The organism is uncultured Microscilla sp. (assembly GCF_947493425.1).
Lineage (GTDB): Bacteria > Bacteroidota > Bacteroidia > Cytophagales > Microscillaceae > Microscilla.
Genome location: NZ_CANLRP010000006.1, coordinates 56,371 through 74,269 on the forward strand (window position 1 = coordinate 56,371; position 17,899 = coordinate 74,269).

Annotated in this window: 8 protein-coding genes; all 8 read right to left on the reverse strand. The window is 41.3% G+C overall.

What is annotated here, in order from left to right:
• Window positions 1–733: 733 nt before the first annotated feature.
• Window positions 734–2,581 carry an asparagine synthase (glutamine-hydrolyzing) gene (gene asnB, locus Q0954_RS03375; RefSeq protein ID WP_299453619.1) on the reverse strand — a complete coding sequence of 616 codons (1,848 nt, stop codon included), beginning with the start codon at window positions 2,579–2,581 and terminating at the stop codon, window positions 734–736.
• A 545-nt stretch (window positions 2,582–3,126) separates the two neighbouring features.
• On the reverse strand, window positions 3,127–4,989 hold the full coding sequence (gene asnB, locus Q0954_RS03380) for an asparagine synthase (glutamine-hydrolyzing) (RefSeq protein WP_299453621.1): 1,863 nt from the start codon (window positions 4,987–4,989) through the stop codon (window positions 3,127–3,129).
• Between the two features lie 984 nt (window positions 4,990–5,973).
• The gene (locus Q0954_RS03385; protein WP_299453623.1) at window positions 5,974–7,698 is read right to left on the reverse strand and encodes a M61 family metallopeptidase; all 1,725 of its coding nucleotides are present in this window, start codon (window positions 7,696–7,698) and stop codon (window positions 5,974–5,976) included.
• A gap of 597 nt (window positions 7,699–8,295) precedes the next feature.
• Window positions 8,296–9,384, reverse strand: coding sequence for an adenylate/guanylate cyclase domain-containing protein (locus Q0954_RS03390; RefSeq protein WP_299453626.1), 1,089 nt, complete (start codon window positions 9,382–9,384; stop codon window positions 8,296–8,298).
• A gap of 217 nt (window positions 9,385–9,601) precedes the next feature.
• Window positions 9,602–10,003, reverse strand: coding sequence for a hypothetical protein (locus Q0954_RS03395; protein WP_299453627.1), 402 nt, complete (start codon window positions 10,001–10,003; stop codon window positions 9,602–9,604).
• A gap of 40 nt (window positions 10,004–10,043) precedes the next feature.
• Window positions 10,044–12,230 carry an ATP-binding protein gene (locus tag Q0954_RS03400; protein WP_299453629.1) on the reverse strand — a complete coding sequence of 729 codons (2,187 nt, stop codon included), beginning with the start codon at window positions 12,228–12,230 and terminating at the stop codon, window positions 10,044–10,046.
• Window positions 12,231–13,116: 886 nt separating this feature from the next.
• Complete coding sequence (locus Q0954_RS03405) at window positions 13,117–15,570, reverse strand: YfiR/HmsC family protein (protein WP_299453631.1); 2,454 nt, start codon at window positions 15,568–15,570, stop codon at window positions 13,117–13,119.
• Window positions 15,571–15,635: 65 nt separating this feature from the next.
• Window positions 15,636–17,555: an ATP-binding protein gene (locus tag Q0954_RS03410; RefSeq protein WP_299453632.1), complete on the reverse strand. Its 1,920-nt coding sequence runs from the start codon at window positions 17,553–17,555 to the stop codon at window positions 15,636–15,638.
• Window positions 17,556–17,899: the final 344 nt, after the last annotated feature.

A 17,899-nucleotide genomic window follows, 5' to 3' on the forward strand; every position in this document is an offset into this window, starting at 1 on the left:
GCCTTTAGCTTTTAGCTTTTTTTGAGCTATGATTAGCCTTTAGCTTTTAGCCTTTTTTTGAACTCCGATTAGCCTTTAGCTTTTGTTTGGCTGTTTGTAGGTTTTTTTGAGCTACGTGGAGCCTTTAGCTGTTAGCTTTTAGCCTTTTTTTGAGCTCCGATTAGCCTTTAGTTTTTGTTTGGCTGTTTGTAGGTTTTTTTGAGCTACGTGGAGCCTTTAGCCGTTAGCTTTTAGCCTTTTTTGAGCTATGCTTAGAAACTATCATATTTGCGAAAGCAAGAAAAAGCTAACCCCCGACGAAGAACTAAAAAGCTAAAAGCTAACCCCAACGAAGAACTAAAAAGCTAAAAGCTAACCCCTGGCGAAGAACAGAAAGGCTAAAGGCTAATAGCTAAACTCCGCGAAAGCAAGAAAAAGCTAACCCCCGACGAAGAACAAAAAAGCTAAAAGCTAACCCCAGTGAAGAACAGAAAGGCTAAAGGCTAAAAGCTCACTCCGCGAAAGCAAGAAAAAGCTAACCCCCAACGAAGAACAAAAAGGCTAAAAGCTCACCCCTGGCGAAGAACAGAAAGGCTAAAGGCTAAAAGCTCACTCCGCGAAAGCAAGAAAAAGCTAACCCCCAACGAAGAACTAAAAAGCTAAAAGCTCACCCCAGTGAAGAACAGAAAGGCTAAAGGCTAATAGCTAAACTCCGCGAAAGCAAGAAAAAGCTAACCCCCAGCGAAGAACAAAGCTAGTCTATATAATGCGCATACCACATCTGAAACACGATTAACGCCCAGATTCTTTTATAATGATAATTTTTACCTTTTCTAAAGAGTTTTACAAAGCGCTGCACTACATGAGGGTCAAACAAGTCTTGTTGCTTAAGCAAAGCAGGGTTTAAATACTTATCAATCAAATAAGCCAAGTCTGTTTTGAGCCAATCGCCCACCGGAGCTGGAAACCCCCACTTTTGACGATAAATCAGCTCTTTAGGCAAATACTTTTCTAAGGTTTTCTTCATCAAAAACTTTTGTTCGCCCGCTTGTACTTTCATATTCAAGGGCAAATTCATCGCAAACTCTACCAAATGGTGGTCTAAATAAGGTACCCTCACCTCCAGTGCCGATGCCATAGAAGCAATGTCCATTTTATAAAGCAAGTTGTAAGGCAAATAGTGCATGAGGTCAAACAAGGATATTTTTTCGAAAGGGTGAATGTCCAACTGATTGATCTGCTGCCAGTCCTTCCAGGTGCTTTGGTGTTGGTAGGGGGTATTGAGCAGCCACGAAACCTCTTGCTCCGAAAACATGTATTGTTCTTGCGACCATACGTGTAGCCATATTCGCTCAAAATCGTTGTAATTAAAAACCCGTGCCGCCCGCTGTTTGCGTTGATCCATCCAGCTCAACACCTTACTGGTAAGCTTGCGGGCTGGGTAACCTCCATACTTCGATATTTTCTGGATGCGCTCGTACCAATAGTAATAACCATAGCCCATGAATAATTCGTCGGCACCATCGCCACTGAGGGCTACCGTTACCTCGTTGCGGGCTTTTTGGCAAACCAACAGGCTGGGAATGCACGAATTGGCCGCAAAAGGTTCATCGTAGTGGCTCACCAGCTTTTCTACAATACCTATAGACTCTTTGGCAGATACCCGCTCAAGGGTGTGTTGGGTTTGTAAGTGTGTGGCTACTTTTTGGGCATACGCCGATTCGTCGAAGCTTGCTACGTCGAAGCCTATAGTAAAGGTTTTGATGCTTTGCGATGAGAGTTGTTGAAACTTGGCACTAATGAGCGACGAGTCGGTGCCTCCACTCAAGAAAGCTCCCATAGGCACATCGCTTATAGAGCGGTAGGCTATAGAGCGGGTGAGTTGTTCGTCGAATGCCTCGGTATAATGGCTTAAGTCGTAGGCGGGAGAAGGGTTCCATTTATCGAGCAAGTTGTAGTAGCATGTCTTCTCTAGTTTTTTAGGGCTTATTTTCAGGTAGTGCCCTTTTTCGAGTTTATGAATATGCTTAAAGATAGACTGATGGTCGGGCACATATTCCATAAACAGGTAATCTTGCAAAGCTTCTTTGTTGATCGTTCGATCGATACCCAACGCAAGCAAGGCTTTGGTTTCGGAGGCAAAAGCAAAGTTTTCACCATCCCAGTAATAAAACAAAGGTTTAATACCCATCCGGTCGCGGTATATCCATAGCGAATGTGTTTTGTGGTCATAAATAGCCAAGGCAAACATGCCGTTGAGCTCATGCACAAAGTTTTCGCCCTGTTGGGCAAATAGCTCTAAAATCACCTCCGAGTCGGAACTGGTTTTTAGCGAAAGCTGGTATTTTTTGGCAATTTCCTGAAAATTATAGACTTCTCCATTAAACACCATCGTGTAACGCTGATCGTGGCTGTGCATGGGTTGGTTGGCTGCATCAGATAAGTCAATAATTTTGAGCCTGCGGTGCCCCAAACCACAGCGTTGACCAAAGAAAAAACCGTCTGCATCAGGCCCCCGATGTTTCAAAGCCTGTGTCATGCTCTTTAGTTGGTCTTGCGACCATTTCCGCGAAAGCGTGTAAAAACCTGTGATACCACACATACAGTTAAGTTTTTTTGTTAGTAGTTTTTTTTGGGTTACGTGGAGCCTTTAGCCTTTTTTTGAGCTACGATTAGCCGTTAGCCGTTAGCCTTTGTTTGGCTGTTTGTAGGTTTTTTGGGCTACGTGGAGCCTTTAGCCTTTAGCCTTTTTTTGAGCTACGATTAGCCGTTAGCTTTTGTTTGGCGATACTTAGTAACTGTCATATTTGCGAAAGCAAGAAAAAACTAAAAGCTACCCTCCAGCGAAGAACAGAAAGGCTAAAGGCTCACTTCTGCGAACAACTGCAAGGCTAAAGGCTCACCCCGCGACAGCAAGAAAAAGCTAAAAGCTCACCCCGACGAAGAACAAAAAAGCTAAAGGCTAAACCCAGCGAAGAACAGAAAAGCTAAAGGCTAAACCCAGCGAAGAACAGAAAAGCTAAAAGCTAAACCCAGCGAAGAACAAAAAGGCTAAAGGCTAAACCCAGCGAAGAACAAAAAAGCTAAAAGCTAAACCCAGCGAAGAACAAAAAAGCTAAAAGCTAACCCCAGCGAAGAACTAAAAGTCTACTCCACCTCCATTCCTTGTGCAATAGCGTTACTCAAAAACACATGCAGTATTGTGAGTGCCCATAAGCGATTATACAAGTATCTGTGTCCTTTTTTAAACTGTTCTTTGAGCTGTTGTACTATTTCAAACTCTACTACACCACATTCTTTTACTATCTTTTCGTTGAGGTAATCATCCAGTTCTTGCTCCATCCATTGTGCCAATATAGGCATTTGCTCTAGTTTTTGTTTTGCCCATAGTTTTTCGGGAACAAATTTTTGCAACAATTGTTTTACCAAATACTTAGGTTGAGCTCCCCGGTATTTGAGTTGGGGGTTTAGGTTGATGGCAAACTCTATGATGCGAAAGTCGAGCAAAGGGGTGCGGGCTTCTACCATATTTGACATGAGCGCCTGGTCGAGCAAAAACAATGAGTTGCCTGGCAGGTCATAGTTAATATCAAACAGGGCTTGTTGTTCGAGCGGTGTAAGTGATGCATCGTCTATCACAGGGTAAGGCGATATGGGGGCATAGGACGACAACAACGAGGGCAGCTCTCTTTTTGAGAAGAGCAGGTGCTCTTGCGAGTATATGTGGCTTAGTAGGTCGTCTTTGTGTGAGTAGTTGAGCAAGGCACTGGCTTTGCGTGCTTTGGTCGATTTATTTATTTTGAGTAAATAAGCATAAGGCTTTCTGATGGTTTTTACCCAGCTACTATCCAGCCTTTGTGCCCAATGGTGGGTGCCATTGCCAAAAAACAACGCATCGGCTCCTTGTGCTGTCATCATTATCTCGGCTACTTCTTTGCTCTTTTGCCCCAGCAATGTGTAGGTAAATTGGTTGAAATCAGCCACAGGTTCCTGGAACTTTTCGGGTAATGAGTTTACAAAACTACGGATGTCGTCAAAGGACACCAAAATCTCTTCATGGTTGGTTTTCAGGTGTTCGGCTACTTTTACAGCGTTTCTGGGTTCATTATTTTTGGTTTTTGGGTAAGCCACCGAAAGCGTAGGAAAGTCATTGCCTTTTTGCTTTGCCAGCAATGCCGTAAGCAGACACGATTCGGGGTGGTGGTCTAACCAAGTGCCATACGTCGCGTTGGTGGGGGTACGTTGCTCTAACGATTCCAACAGTATTTTTTCAAAGTGCTTGAGTGCGTTGGCTTCTGTATTGAGGTAAGGCAAACGATTGCGTAACTTAGGCTCGTAAATTTTTTCGGCTACAGTCCAATATTTTTTTACAATCAGGTTTTTGTCTTGTATCCTGAGCCAACTCCCTGGTTCCAGCTTAAAAATATGTTTGTAAAGGGTATGAGGTGCTGGTATATAGCCCAAATGCAGGAACTCTGCCACTGCTTTTTTGTTCAACCTACGCTTGATTTGGGGTAGCTGTAGCAAGGCGTGCAGTTCAGACGCAAACGCAAAGTTTTCTTCGTCCCAATAATAGTACAAAGGTTTGATACCCACCCGGTCTCTAAACAACGATAGTACTTTTTCTTTTCGATCGTAAGTAGCCGCAGCAAACATGCCGTTGATTTGGTAGATCGAACGGATGTTTTTCTCTACAAAATTCTCCAAAATGATTTCAATATCCGAGGTAGTGTTGAACTGTTCGTTTGAAAACCCTCTGGCTATTTCGTGGTGGTTGTATGCCTGCCCATCCATCACCATTACAAAACGCCCGTTGTGCGAATGCATAGGTTGTTGGGCTTCGGGCGACTTGTCTACAAAACTAAGTCTTTGATGAATCAGCCCCAGTCCTTCCTCATAATAATGATGACTACTTTGAGCGCCTCTTTTTTGAAGGGGGTCAGCCATTTGCTGAAGGTCGGTTTCTGAAAAAAATGTGTTGGGTGAAAAAAAGCCAGCAATACCAGACATAAGTTTATAGAGATACTTCTTTGTTTAATTTTTAATTGTGTTCGTCTTACTTAGGCAATGGTTTTTGAATATCGCCCAAGAAGACTTTATTGACTGTGTGACAAAATGTGCCATTTGTCAAAGATAGGGGAATATCAAATGAATAATGAAGCTATGATTTTTTTTTGTTAGAATAACATATAAAAAATATTTTTTTGCTGATGGTTGTTTGTGAGTAATGCTCAAGCATTTCTAATTTGGTACGTAAGATAGCGTTAAATACAACTAAAAAATGAGCATAATTAGCCTATTATGAGTGAGTTACCCCTACTCATAGCATCAATACCCAAAGACTTACCATAACCTACCCACAAACATAGCTTCTTAATTACTGACCTTTCGCAGGTCAAAAATTTGTTTAACAAAATATTATACCAGTCTTCAAACAAGCTAATAAAACACAATGATTCGAGTATCTGTGAGCCGTTACTTCCCCGAATCAAGTTCGGGATCATGGATTTTCTATAGGTAAAAAAGTAACCAAAAACCCTCCGAATCAAGTTCGGAGTTCAAGCACCACAGCTGTAGTTTGTTTTGCCTAAATCTGTTACACTACGCCGAACCGCAGGGCGAAGCCCAAGTTTTAAAATCCCGAACTTGATTCGGGGCTCTGCCTTTTTCGGCTAAACAGCTCAAACTCGCTTCGCTCAAACAATGATCTGTTTAGCTAAAGCAGAGCTCGGCGCAGCAAAGCTGCAGCCTCGGTTTTACGGCTTCATTTCACAGATTCCCCGAATACAAGTTCGGTTTACAACTCCGAGCTTGTACTCGGAGGATTTTCAACTTAACGGCAACAAACTAAGGCTGAATCTAGCTGACGCGACCTTAGTCCTATGCTGTATTTTTTTGCTTAAAAACAAAAATACGTGCTGCGAAAGGTCAGTTAATTATTCTAGCACATTTAAGTATTAGTACTTAAACATACCCTCGCCTCATTCATTGCGGCTACTTTCTCAACCATTTTTTATAGGCTTTTTTCTGTGCAGCTGTTCTGCTTTTTTGCATTTTTATTTTGTAAGTCACATGTGGATTGCTACCCAGTTGAATCAAAAACTTCTTGATATTGCCATCTCGTCTTACTTTTACCTTTAGCTCATTGCCCACCTCATAATTTTCTATCAGCTTTGCCACATCTTTTACCTTGGCATCGTCTATACTCAAAATCTCGTCGTGTACATTCAACCCCTGATGATAAGCAGGTGAGTCTTTTCTGATGGCTGTAATCTTCAGCGTTTTGCCGTTTTTAACAGTACTCACCCCCAGGTAAGGAGTTTCTTTTACCTCAGAGTGTAGCTCCATTCCCGCATAGTTGAGGTACTGGGCATAATTTATTGACTCTGTGCCATATATATATTTTTCAAACAAGGCAGTAAGATCCTTGCCTGCTACCAGCTCAAGCACCTCCTTTATTTCGCTTTCGCTAAAACCTCGTTGCTCCTTTTTATAAATTTCTTCGTACAAATGACGCATCACATCATCCAGGCTTTGCGCTGCCTTGGTATGATGAATAATGAATAAATCAAGCACAAGCGCCACCAACGCTCCTTTAGAATAATAAGAAATGGTAGTATTGGGCGAGTTCTCATTAGGGCGGTAAGCCTTGATCCAGGCATCCCAGCTAGAGTCAGTCACCGATTGAACCTTATTGCCTGGCAGGTTTTCTACCAAGGTGATTCTATCAGCGGTAGCTTTGCGCAACTTATTGTTTTTTACCAGTCCTGCTTTACGCAAAATAATGTTTTCATAGTATACAGTAAAACCTTCTGCCACCCATAACGAGCGCGTGTAGTTTTCTTGCTCATAGTCAAACGGACCTAGCTCTATAGGGCGTATCCGCTTCACATTCCATAAATGAAAATATTCGTGTGCCGTCAGGTTCAAAAAACGGGCGTATCCTTTTTTAGTGTGATACAACTCCCTCGGAAAGTGCAAGCTGGTAGAGTTGAGGTGTTCGAGCCCGCCAAACTTTTTATCCAATATATGCACAATAAAAGTATAGTCTTTAGTAAGGTAGTCTTTGCAAGGGTGATCGCCAAATATGTCGGTACAAGCCTCGGCAATTGCCTTAAAATCTTTCTCAATTTGCTTCTGATCATAATCTGCCAAACCATACCAAGCCACTTTGTGAGGAATACCTGTTGCTTTAAAGCCAAACTCTTGGTGGTTACCAATCTCTATGGGTGAGTCTACCAAAACATCAAAGTTAGGCACTTCATAAGTATAAGGTTCTTTGCTGCCAGGCAAGGGCACAGTTACTTTTTTCCAGGTATGATAAGGCTCTATAGTCAATGTTACCGGGCTTGCCTGTTGTCCAGCTACAAACATACACAACGCCGCAGGGTTGATATACCCATGATTGGCATCCAAAAAGTTGTTACGCACCGTCATTTCAAACGCATACACCCTATAGTGAAAGCTAAACTTTGGCGCATTGTCTGACATTACCCGCCAAGTGTTTTTGGCTGTTTTCACCACTTTAAGTTGTTTTTTGCCTGCCTTGGCATGGTAGCTCTCTACGTGTTGGGCATATTCGCGCAGCAGGTAAGAGCCTGGAGTCCAGGCGGCCATCTTAAAATCTACAAAAGGACGTTTGGTTTTAGAAATAGTAATACTTACCTCAAAGTAATGGGTATGAGGCGCTGGCATAGAAATGTTGTAGTGTATATTCATTTTTTTTTGATTCTTTTTTGTTTTTTCGTTGTTCGTGAGGGTTAGCCTTTAGCTTTTCTGTTCTTCGCTGGGTTTAGCTTTTAGCTTTTCTGTTCTTCGTTGGGGTTAGCCTTTAGCCTTTTTGTTCTTCACTGGGTTTAGCTTTTAGCCTTTTTGTTCTTCACTGGGTTTAGCCTTTAGCCTTTTTGTTCTTCGCTGGGGTTAGCCTTTAGCTTTTCTGTTCTTCGCTGGGGTTAGCCTTTAGCCTTTTTGTTCTTCACTGGGGTGAGCTTTTAGCTTTTTTGTTCTTCGTCGGGGTTAGCCTTTAGCTTTTTTGTTCTTCGTCGGGGTTAGCCTTTAGCCTTTCGGTTCTTCGCAGAAGTTAGCCGTTAGCTTTTTAGTTCTTCGTCGGGGTTAGCCTTTAGCTTTTTCTTGCTTTCGCAAATATGATAGTTACTAAGTATCGCCAAACAAAAGCTAACGGCTAATCGTAGCTCAAAAAACCTATAAACAGCCAAACAAAGGCTAACGGCTAAAAGCCCACTAAAAACAGTCAAACAAAAGCTAAAAGCCCACTACAAACAGCCAAACAAAGGCTAATCAGAGCTCAAGAAAAAGCTAACCACCAACACGCGAATAAAACAACTCATTAGGTTCTACCCCCTCGTTATTGATCGAGTACTCAGGCTTGATACCCAACACAAAATACATATCTACCTCTCCCTTGCCTTTGGCATTTATTTTACCCCGATGCTCACATTCAAACAAGTCCTTTACCAGCGCATAAGTGCTCCCCGATATATTTACCTTGCCCGCTTCGCCATTGCTCTCCATACGGCTTGCCGAGTTTACCGTGTCGCCCCAGATGTCATAAGCAAACTTTTTTCTGCCAATTACTCCAGCTATCACTTCTCCACTGTTGATACCCAGGCGGCACTGCCAGTAATTTTCACCCTGAGAGGCTTTTTCTTCCCGTTTTTGTTTCATAAAACGTTGCATTTCCAACGCAGCAAGCACTGCATTTACCGGGTTGGTAGTATTGGCATTAGGCACCCCACCTACACACATATAAGCATCGCCAATGGTTTTGATACGCTCCATTTCGTGCTTCTCTATGATCTCATCAAAGGCATCAAAGCAAGCATTTAATTCTTTGAGCAAATCGATGGGTTTCATGCGAGAGGCTACACTCGTAAACCCCTTAAAATCGGTAAACAACACCGTGGCAAGTTCATAAGGTTTAGGAGCAACCCTGCCTTTAGCCTTAAGCTCTTCGGCTATTTCTTTAGGTAGTATATTGAGCAATAACTCTTCGCTTTGTTTGTAAGCGTGGCTTAGCTGAATAGCCGAACGTACCCTTGCCAGCAACTCAGTTTTATCTATAGGTTTTCTTACATAATCCATTGCGCCTGCCTCCAATGCTTCTTTTAAGTCTTGTGCACTAGTTTTGGCGGTTGCCATAATCACCGGAATATTTTGGGTACTTTCGGTTGCTTTAATGTTTTTAAGTGCATCTATGCCCGACATTACCGGCATCATCCAGTCCATAATTACCAAGTCAGGATCGGCTTTTTGAGCTATATCAAAAGCTTGTTTGCCATTGGTTGCCTGCAAAATTCTAAACTCCTGATCAGCAGTGGTCAGATATTCTCTGAGTATTTTAAGGTTAGTAACCTCATCATCCACAATCAATATGGTTGCTTTCATGCTATCTTTTAAATTAGTGATTATGCCAAATAATATGGTGCTTTCTAAAGTATAATTCTAGGTTTAGCAATTTGACCAATATTTTTGAAGTTACCAAATGGAGGTTTTCAGATTTAAACAAGGGAGACATTTGGGGTGAGAGAGGGTAAAAATAAAACAAAAAAAACCAGCGTAGATGATACGCTGGCGCTAACTCTGTAACTTTTCTATAAAAACTTTAATTAATTCGCTTCAGTTTTCTTCGTAAAGATCTTTTTCTTTTTCTTTCCGAGTTGCTCATGCGCATGGCTGCTCTAGTCATTCCTTTTTTGCGTTTTACCTGCTTGCGGCGCTTCATCCGGCGCGAAGCCTTGGTTAACCCTCCAGTTCTGCCTTGAGATATTTTATAACGGCGGCGGGCTTGCCCCTCCATTGTACTACGTCGACGTATTTCGGCTTTGGTCATCCCCTTTTTATTTTTGCGGGTATGACGGCTCACTGTGCCCATTTTGTCTAAACGCGACTTCTCGGTTTTCTTTTTTAATTTGTGAGGAGGAGGCTCCAGCTGGGCATACAATGCTGATTGGGCAAAACCCACCAAAGCCAATATAAATGCAGAAAGTATGAAGTATTTTTTCATGGAGTAAATTCTTTTGAATATTGTGTTTTTACAACTAAAATTAAGCCAGATTATTGCCTTCTGCAGCTATGATTAAACGGTCAAACTCGGCCTCGTTGTAGTTGTCTATAGCAGCTTTAATGAGCATTTTCCACTGTTTCAAATCAGGACGATCAACCACTAGTATTTGCTCCAACACCTTCTCTAGGTCACTTATTTCATACAATTCGTACTTTTTCAATTGTTGAATATAAGGAGCTAAAAATGCTTTATCTTCTTCCGAAAAACTCAACGTGTTGTGAGTGTCAGTAGTATTTTGGCTAGTTAACGACTCCGCTGTTGCTTCTACTTCTATTTTGGGCAACTCAAAGAAAAAGCTCGTGCCTTCGCCCACTTTAGAGCGCACCTTGATGTGGCTTTGGTGAGCTTCTATGGCCATTTTACAAAAAGTAAGCCCCAACCCAGTAGAGCTGGTATTGGCAAAATTACGGGCATCGAGTTGATTAAAAGGCTCAAATATTTCTTTAAACTTATGGGCTGGTATCCCTTCTCCCGTGTCAGTTACACTTACAATAAGTTGTTCATTTTTGAGGTTTTCTTTAGCTTCAAAAATGATCGTTCCCCCATTAGGGGTAAATTTGATGGCATTGGTGAGCAGGTTTTCAAACACCCGCCTTATATACTTGCCATCGTAAGTACTTTGCCACTGTGCCCCTATTTTATTTTGTATTTGCACCCCTTTTTGCTGGGCAAAAATACTCAACTCATTGATTGCCTCCTGAGCAGTATCACATAAAGTAAGCTGCGATTTTTCGATTTGTATTTGCGAATTGGCGTATTTCTGTACATCCAGCATGTCGTCTATCAGCGAGTTGATGCGCTGACTTGCCTTATAAATATGTTTTTTGGTATCTCCATCAATCACAATGTTACTATCAGGGTTGCTGTAGCCTACTACCACATTCAACGGATTGCGCAAGTCGTGTGCTACCATAGCCGTAAGCCGCGCCTTGGATTTCTGTAGTTTTTCCAATTCATTTTTGGCATTGCTCAAATCATCTCGCTGCGCTTCCAGGTCAGTGTTTTTCTTTTCTATCTCATCCAGTATTGTATTGAGCATTTCGTTGGCGTGCAAAAACTTTTTATTGGCCCTTTCCAACTGTTCATACTGAAACTGAATTTCCTGATTTTTTTTATTCAACTCTTTGTTCGACTCCAGCACCAATTTTCGTTGTGCCAACACCTCCTCATTCTTACGAGTCAGCTCTTCGTTTACTTTGGCTATAGCTTCCTTTTGTTCTTTTTCTTTTTTACTGCTTTCGGTCAGCTCAAAATTACTCAACTCTATCTCTTTATTTTGGCGGATGATCTTTTTATTCTGTTCTTCAATCTGTCGGTTCTGATTGGCCAAGTCACGGGTTTGTTGCTTCAGCCTTTTGTTTACCTTTTGTTTCTGCCCACTGTTGATAAGCAACAACAAAGCAAACACCAACAATAGCCCAATGGCCACAAACAGCCCTATTTTAAACATGTGCTCTTTTTTAAGGGTATTGTTAAGTCGGGCAATGCGTTGATTGATAAATTGAAACTCAAAATTGTTTTGGTACTTCTCCAGTTGTTTTTTTATCCGAATAGATTTTTTCGAGTACCGCAATGCTTCAGTATCATTTTCGGTCACTGTATACAACTCGGCAAGCCTTTGATACAATTTAGCCAGGTACTCTTTTTCATTGTCATCCATTTGGCGGCGGGGCTTCCATTTCTGATAAGCCAACATTGCCTGCTCATAATTTTTTAGTGCTTCTTCATAGTATTTCTCTTTGTTGAGGTAATACAAGTCATGGTAATGTTTGCCTATAGCTTCATACGCCTCTGTAATGTGCTCAAGAGAATTAGCCTCCTGAAAAAGTTGAAGGGCTTTTTGGTAATACTCAAGGGTAGACTCAAAATCATTCTCCTTCCGGTAATGCTGTTTGCCTATGTTAATCAATGCCTTGCCCTGTCCAATGGTGTAATTGATTTTTTTGGCCAGTTGGTAGGCGGTGTTGGCATACTCCAAGGCAATGTCTTGATCAATAGCTAAATGCTCGTGGGCAAGGGTATTCAATACATTTACTTTGCTGGAGTCTTCGGGCAACACCAATAGTTTGGTGTTAAGTTCATTGATTTTGTCACAATTTTTTTGCGCCAGCAAATGCCCCGCACCTAAAATGAAAACCCATAAAATAAATATGATTTTTTTACCCATTTTTAATTTTTTTCTACAGGTGATATTGTATGATAACTTATCCCGAAAACCTTATGCCAAAGCTAACGAAGTATACAAAGGTGAAGTTAATAAGTTTATACAACAAATCAGTGGGTTTAGAGTAATTAGCCATTTTTTTTGCTTTTGAGTGAGCCGTTAGCCTTTCTGTTCTTCGTTGGGGTGAGCTTTTAGCCTTTTTGTTCTTCGCTGGGGTTAGCTTTTAGCCTTTCTGTTCTTCGTCGGGGTGAGCTTTTAGCTTTTTAGTTCTTCGTTGGGGTGAGCTTTTAGCCTTTTTGTTCTTCGTTGGGTTTAGCTTTTAGCTTTTTAGTTCTTCGTTGGGGTGAGCTTTTAGCCTTTTTGTTCTTCGTTGGGGTGAGCTTTTAGCCTTTCTGTTCTTCGTTGGGGTGAGCTTTTAGCTTTTTTGTTCTTCGCTGGGTTTAGCTTTTAGCCTTTTTGTTCTTTGCTGGGGTTAGCCTTTTTGTTCTTCGTTGGGTTTAGCTTTTAGCCTTTCGGTTCTTCACTGGGTTTAGCTTTTAGCCTTTCGGTTCTTCACTGGGGTGAGCCTTTAGCTTTTTTGTTCTTCGTCGGGGGTGAGCTTTTAGCTTTTTTGTTCTTCGCTGGGTTTAGCTTTTAGCTTTTTCTTGCTTTCGCAAATATGACAGTTACTAAGTATCGCCAAACAAAAGCTAAAGGCTAATCGGAGCTCAAAAAAAGGCTAAAAGCTAAGGGCTAAAGGCTAATCGGAGTTCAAAAAACCTACAAACAACCAAACAAAAGCTAACAGCTAATCGGAGCTCAAAAAAAGGCTAAAAGCTAATGGCTAAAGGCTAATCGGAGTTCAAAAAACCTACAAACAGCCAAACAAAAGCTAACAGCTAATCGGAGCTCAAACTACCAACCCCTTCAACTTCTGATACTCCACCTCATTAAAATTATCGATAGACTCTTCAATGGCGGTTTTCCACTGCACAAGGGTAGGATTTTTCTCTTGGTCAAGCGGCTTTAATATACTCAATAGCGTAGTTACCTCGTAAAACTCAACCTTGTTAAGGGCTTGCACAAATGGCTTAAGTGCTTGTTTTTCTTCCTGACTCAAAACTATTGCAGTAGCTTCTTTGTCAGCTTCTATAGGGTGGGCTTGCTTAGCAGCACCAGAAGTAGTATTTTTTTCCTGTAACTCAGTTCGGGGTAAGTCAAACATAAACGTGGTACCCACCCCTACCTGCGATACTACCTTGATTTTACTTCGATGTGACTCTACTGCCATTTTACAAAAAGTAAGTCCTATTCCCGTAGAACTGGTATTGGCAAACTCACGGGCTTCAAGCTGCATAAAAGGTTCAAAAATTTGCTTAAACTTGTCTTCCGGTATTCCCTGACCACTATCGGCAATGGCAAAATGAATGTACCCCAAAGGGCTTTGATCGTCTGCGGGCAGCATCTCAGCCGAAAGCATAATTTTACCCCCCGGATCGGTATACTTAATCGCATTACTTAGCAAGTTTTCGTATACCCTACCTATGTACTTACTGTCGTACTTGGCGTAATACTCAGTAGGCACATTATTTTCTATAACAATGCTTTTTTCTCTAATTGCTGAACGCAAAATATTGACTGCATTTTGTATCCCTGTAAACATTTGGTGGGCAGCAAGTTGCAAAGGCAGTTCAGAATTGGCATAAGTCTGAATAGCCAGCATATCTTCTATGTATACTTTAATGCGTGTACTTGCTTGATGAATGTCCTGCAAACGTTTTTTTATTTTAGGGTTGATGTTATAGTTCGTTGCCTCCATTTTACTATTTACCAGCACTGCCCCCAAAGGATTTTTCAGGTCGTGTACAATCATATTGGTCAGCTTATCCTTATACTTTTGCAGCTGATCCAGTTTTTTATTTGCCTCCTCCAGTTTACGATTCGCAACTTCCAATTCTTTCTTCTTTTGCAGCTCTACAATGTTGCGCTGAAGCGCTTCGTTTTGTTGCTCTATTTGCCCTTTACTTTGAGTAAGCTGGGTGTTTACTGCATTGAGCTTTTGGATCATATTTTTGCGACGGCGGTTCGACAGGATAAATACCAACAATAAAATTAATAACAGCAGGCTGATAAGAGAGGCTATGATAATATTGAAACGATGGCGGGCTACTTGAGCCCTTTGTTCTGCCGAAAGGCGTTCCTTGTCTGCCCTGAGGCGTTTCTTTTCTTCTTCGGCCGCCAAACTATCTGCCCTTACCCTCTTTAAGCGTTCCTGAATAGTAGTGTAGCGTAAATCGGCATCTTTAAGCTCTTTATTAGCAGACCTTATATTTTGCAATTTGCCTCTCAGTTCTTCTACGTTGCCCCCACGTTGTTTAAGCTCATCTTCGAGGCTTTTTACTACCAATAACAACTTTTTTACGTCAGCGTCTTCTTTTACCTGTTCCGACAACCGATTGATTTGGCGTTTGAGGGTATTGATAGAATCTTTTTCAGAGTTCAACTCATTATTCTTACGATTAATCTCCATAACCAACGCCTGTATTTTGGTTTGAAGTGTGGCAATAGAGTCCAGTTTTTCTTCTTCCTCCTTTTCCAAGTTTTTTATTTCAGCCTTTGCTTGCTTTATATCCTTGAGGTAATTGTTTTCTTGGGTGAGCATTCTTTGCAGGTTTTTCTGCAGCAGGCTCAGGCTATCATCCAAGGCTTTGCTTCGATTAATAATACGCAGAATGTTGCTTTGTGTACGGGCTATTTTCTTAGGAATGGCTTTCTTTAAACTATCGTATTTTGCCAAAGTTTGCAAGGCGGGTTTTGCCTGGTCAGAGTCCAGGCTTAAACCTCGTGCCCGTATATTAGGCTTGTTTAGGTCAAAGCGCAGACGGTTGTTTACTACCTTTAGGTTTATACAACTTTGGGCAGCCAGTACCGGAAATAGTTTGGGTTTGGTAAAAAGGTCTTGCTTTTCGCTCACTATCAAGCAATGTACCTCCCTGAGGCGGGCAAATACTATCTTCAGGTTTAGGTTGCTGCTTTCGCTAATAAATAGTACGTGGCAGGGTCTTATTTGCAGCACATTGGTAAAGTGGATGACTTCAGTGTTTACACCCGCTATTTTTTTTTGCGACAAGTAATTATTCATTAAACGATATACATATTTATCGCCCAGAATACCTATCCTAAACTTTTTGCCGTAAGCAGCACTTACCGGCCAGTTAACATGCTCGGTAAACTTGTGTAAAAAAAGTGCCTGGTAGGTGTAGTTTTTGGTTTGGGCATAGGTTTTTAGTACAAAGCCTCCGACAAGCGACAGGAGTATTGTAAAGATAAAAACCTTGGTAATATGTAGAAAAATTCTCGCCATCTAAAACTTACAACCAGATTGTATGGTGGGTGAAAATCAATAAATTAACCATTGGAAACAAGTTCTCAGGCAATAGATTTTACCAATTCTTTATATTCCAGTTCATTATAGTTGTCAATGGCATTTTGCAACGCCTTTTTCCACTGAGCCAGGTTAGCGTTTTCGCTGGTATTGAGCCTTGCCAGTACCTCTTCCAAATCGCTTACCTCGTATAACTCATAATGATTCAATTCTTTGACAAAAGGGCGCAACACCGACTTGTCTTCCTCGCTTAATTGAATAGTGCTTTGTGCACCCATTGGGGCTGTGCCATTCTTTTTACTTTTGCCATTGAGCGTGCTTACCGAGGTTTTGCCTGGCAAATACGATTTTTTGGGTTTCTTATGGGTATAGGCAAGATCAAAGGTAAAAGTGGTACCTTGCCCCAGCTCTGAGGTAACTCCTATTTTGCTTCCGTGCGACTCTAGGGCTATTTTACAAAAAACCAACCCAAGGCTGCTAGAGGTTTCACTGGCAAAATGTCGGGCGTCTTTGTTTACAAAGGGTTCAAAAATCTCTTTGAACTTTTCTTTTGAAATGCCTTCGCCTGTATCTGAGAAGCTTACGTGAATAACTTGCCCCTTTACCTCAGCATCGAAGCGAATGCTGCCTCCGGTAGGGGTAAACTTGATAGCATTGTTGAGCAGGTTGATAAACACCCGTTCTATAAATTTAAAGTTAAATAAACTGTACAGGTTTTCAGGAAAGTTGTTGTGTACCTGTAGGCTTTTTTGTTTGATAAAAGGGCGCATTTGTGCCACCGCCATTTCTGCTACTTCATACAATGAATTACTTTCGGTGGCTATCTTCAAGCCAGAGTAAGCATATTTTTGAATGGCCACAATATCGTCTATGTACGATTCTATGCGTTGGCTTGCAAAGTGAATTTCGCCCAGACGCGCCTTGAGGGTTTCTTTGGGGCAATCGGCGGTTTCTTCGGTACTATACCCCATGATTACGTTGAGCGGGTTACGCAAGTCATGCGCAATGGTAGTAGTGAGAATTTCCTTAGAGGTTTGAATCTGCTCTAATTCATCATTTTTTACTTTAATCTCTTGCTGCCCTATTGCTAGTTCTTCTTTACTGCGTTGTGCCTCTAGCAAGGTTTGTTGCAATGTTTTGCGTCCACGGCTTCTCAGGTAAAACACTAGCACCAATACCATAAGCACCAACACCAGTGCTACCAATCCAAAAATCTGCCACTGCGTTTTTTTCTTGCGTGCCTTAATCAAGTCTTGCTTTCTTTGTTCGGCTTCTTGTCGTTTCTGGATGTTATGCGTTAGCAACTCATCCTTTTCTTTCAGGCTTTTGTTTAGTTGGGCAAGTTTGCCTTGAACCAATTCATTGTGGCTGTCTTGGGTGCTCACCATAGACTCCTTAAGCGTGCCTATTTCTTGCTTTAAACTATCAATGGTTTGTTTGTTGGTTTCTTTGTCCAGCAATATCTGATTGGTCAGGCGATCTATTTTAAAAACCAAGCCAGCCAAGTGTTCTACCTCGGCAGGGTGCAATGGTTTGCCTTTCTTGAGTTTATTGATAATAGAGCGTGTTCTTGTCTTTGGATCGTTAATTTTCTCTATGGTATTTTCAGCAATCAACGGTAGCTTAGTGGTGGGGGTTTGTTGCTTGGGCATCTGTTTGTATAGCTTCATCAGCACTTGGTTACCTCTAATTTGTGCCGGAGTTTTCATTTCAAAACCCTTTTTGCGTGCCGCCATTTTGCCAATATCAAATTGATCTGGCGAAACTGTAATTTCAAGCTTAAAATTGCCCAAACGATTGGTAAGTGTATAATAATTAGGAAAGTTTTTGAGGTACACCTTGGCGTGGTCTACCGGAAGACTCTTGTCGTCTACCACTTTGCCCGAAAGTACTGTTTGAGCACCAGCAGTAGTATACAACAGTGAACAAAAACTAATAAAAAATATATAAAAAGGGTATTTCATAAACCTGTAAGAGTCGCTTTTATCAAATATAACGAAATATTTTCAAAATAATATGGCTGTTGAGTGTACAATCTGGTATAAAACAAGCTGACTGTGCCAAAGATCAACGGTAAAATACAATGATCATTATTTTTATACAAAACTAAAAAAATGTTTGCAATCAAACCTTTGTCCAGCGTTACAAGCACCACGACTTGCCACATACACAAGCTTCTACAAAGTAGTGTTTTGCCCGGCAGCTTTGGGGTACTTTATTGTAATTAGGTAAATGATATACCCTTCTCTCAAAAGATAGAACAAGCAAAGAAGTATTTAAACCAAATAAATTGTTAGAAAAGTTTTTT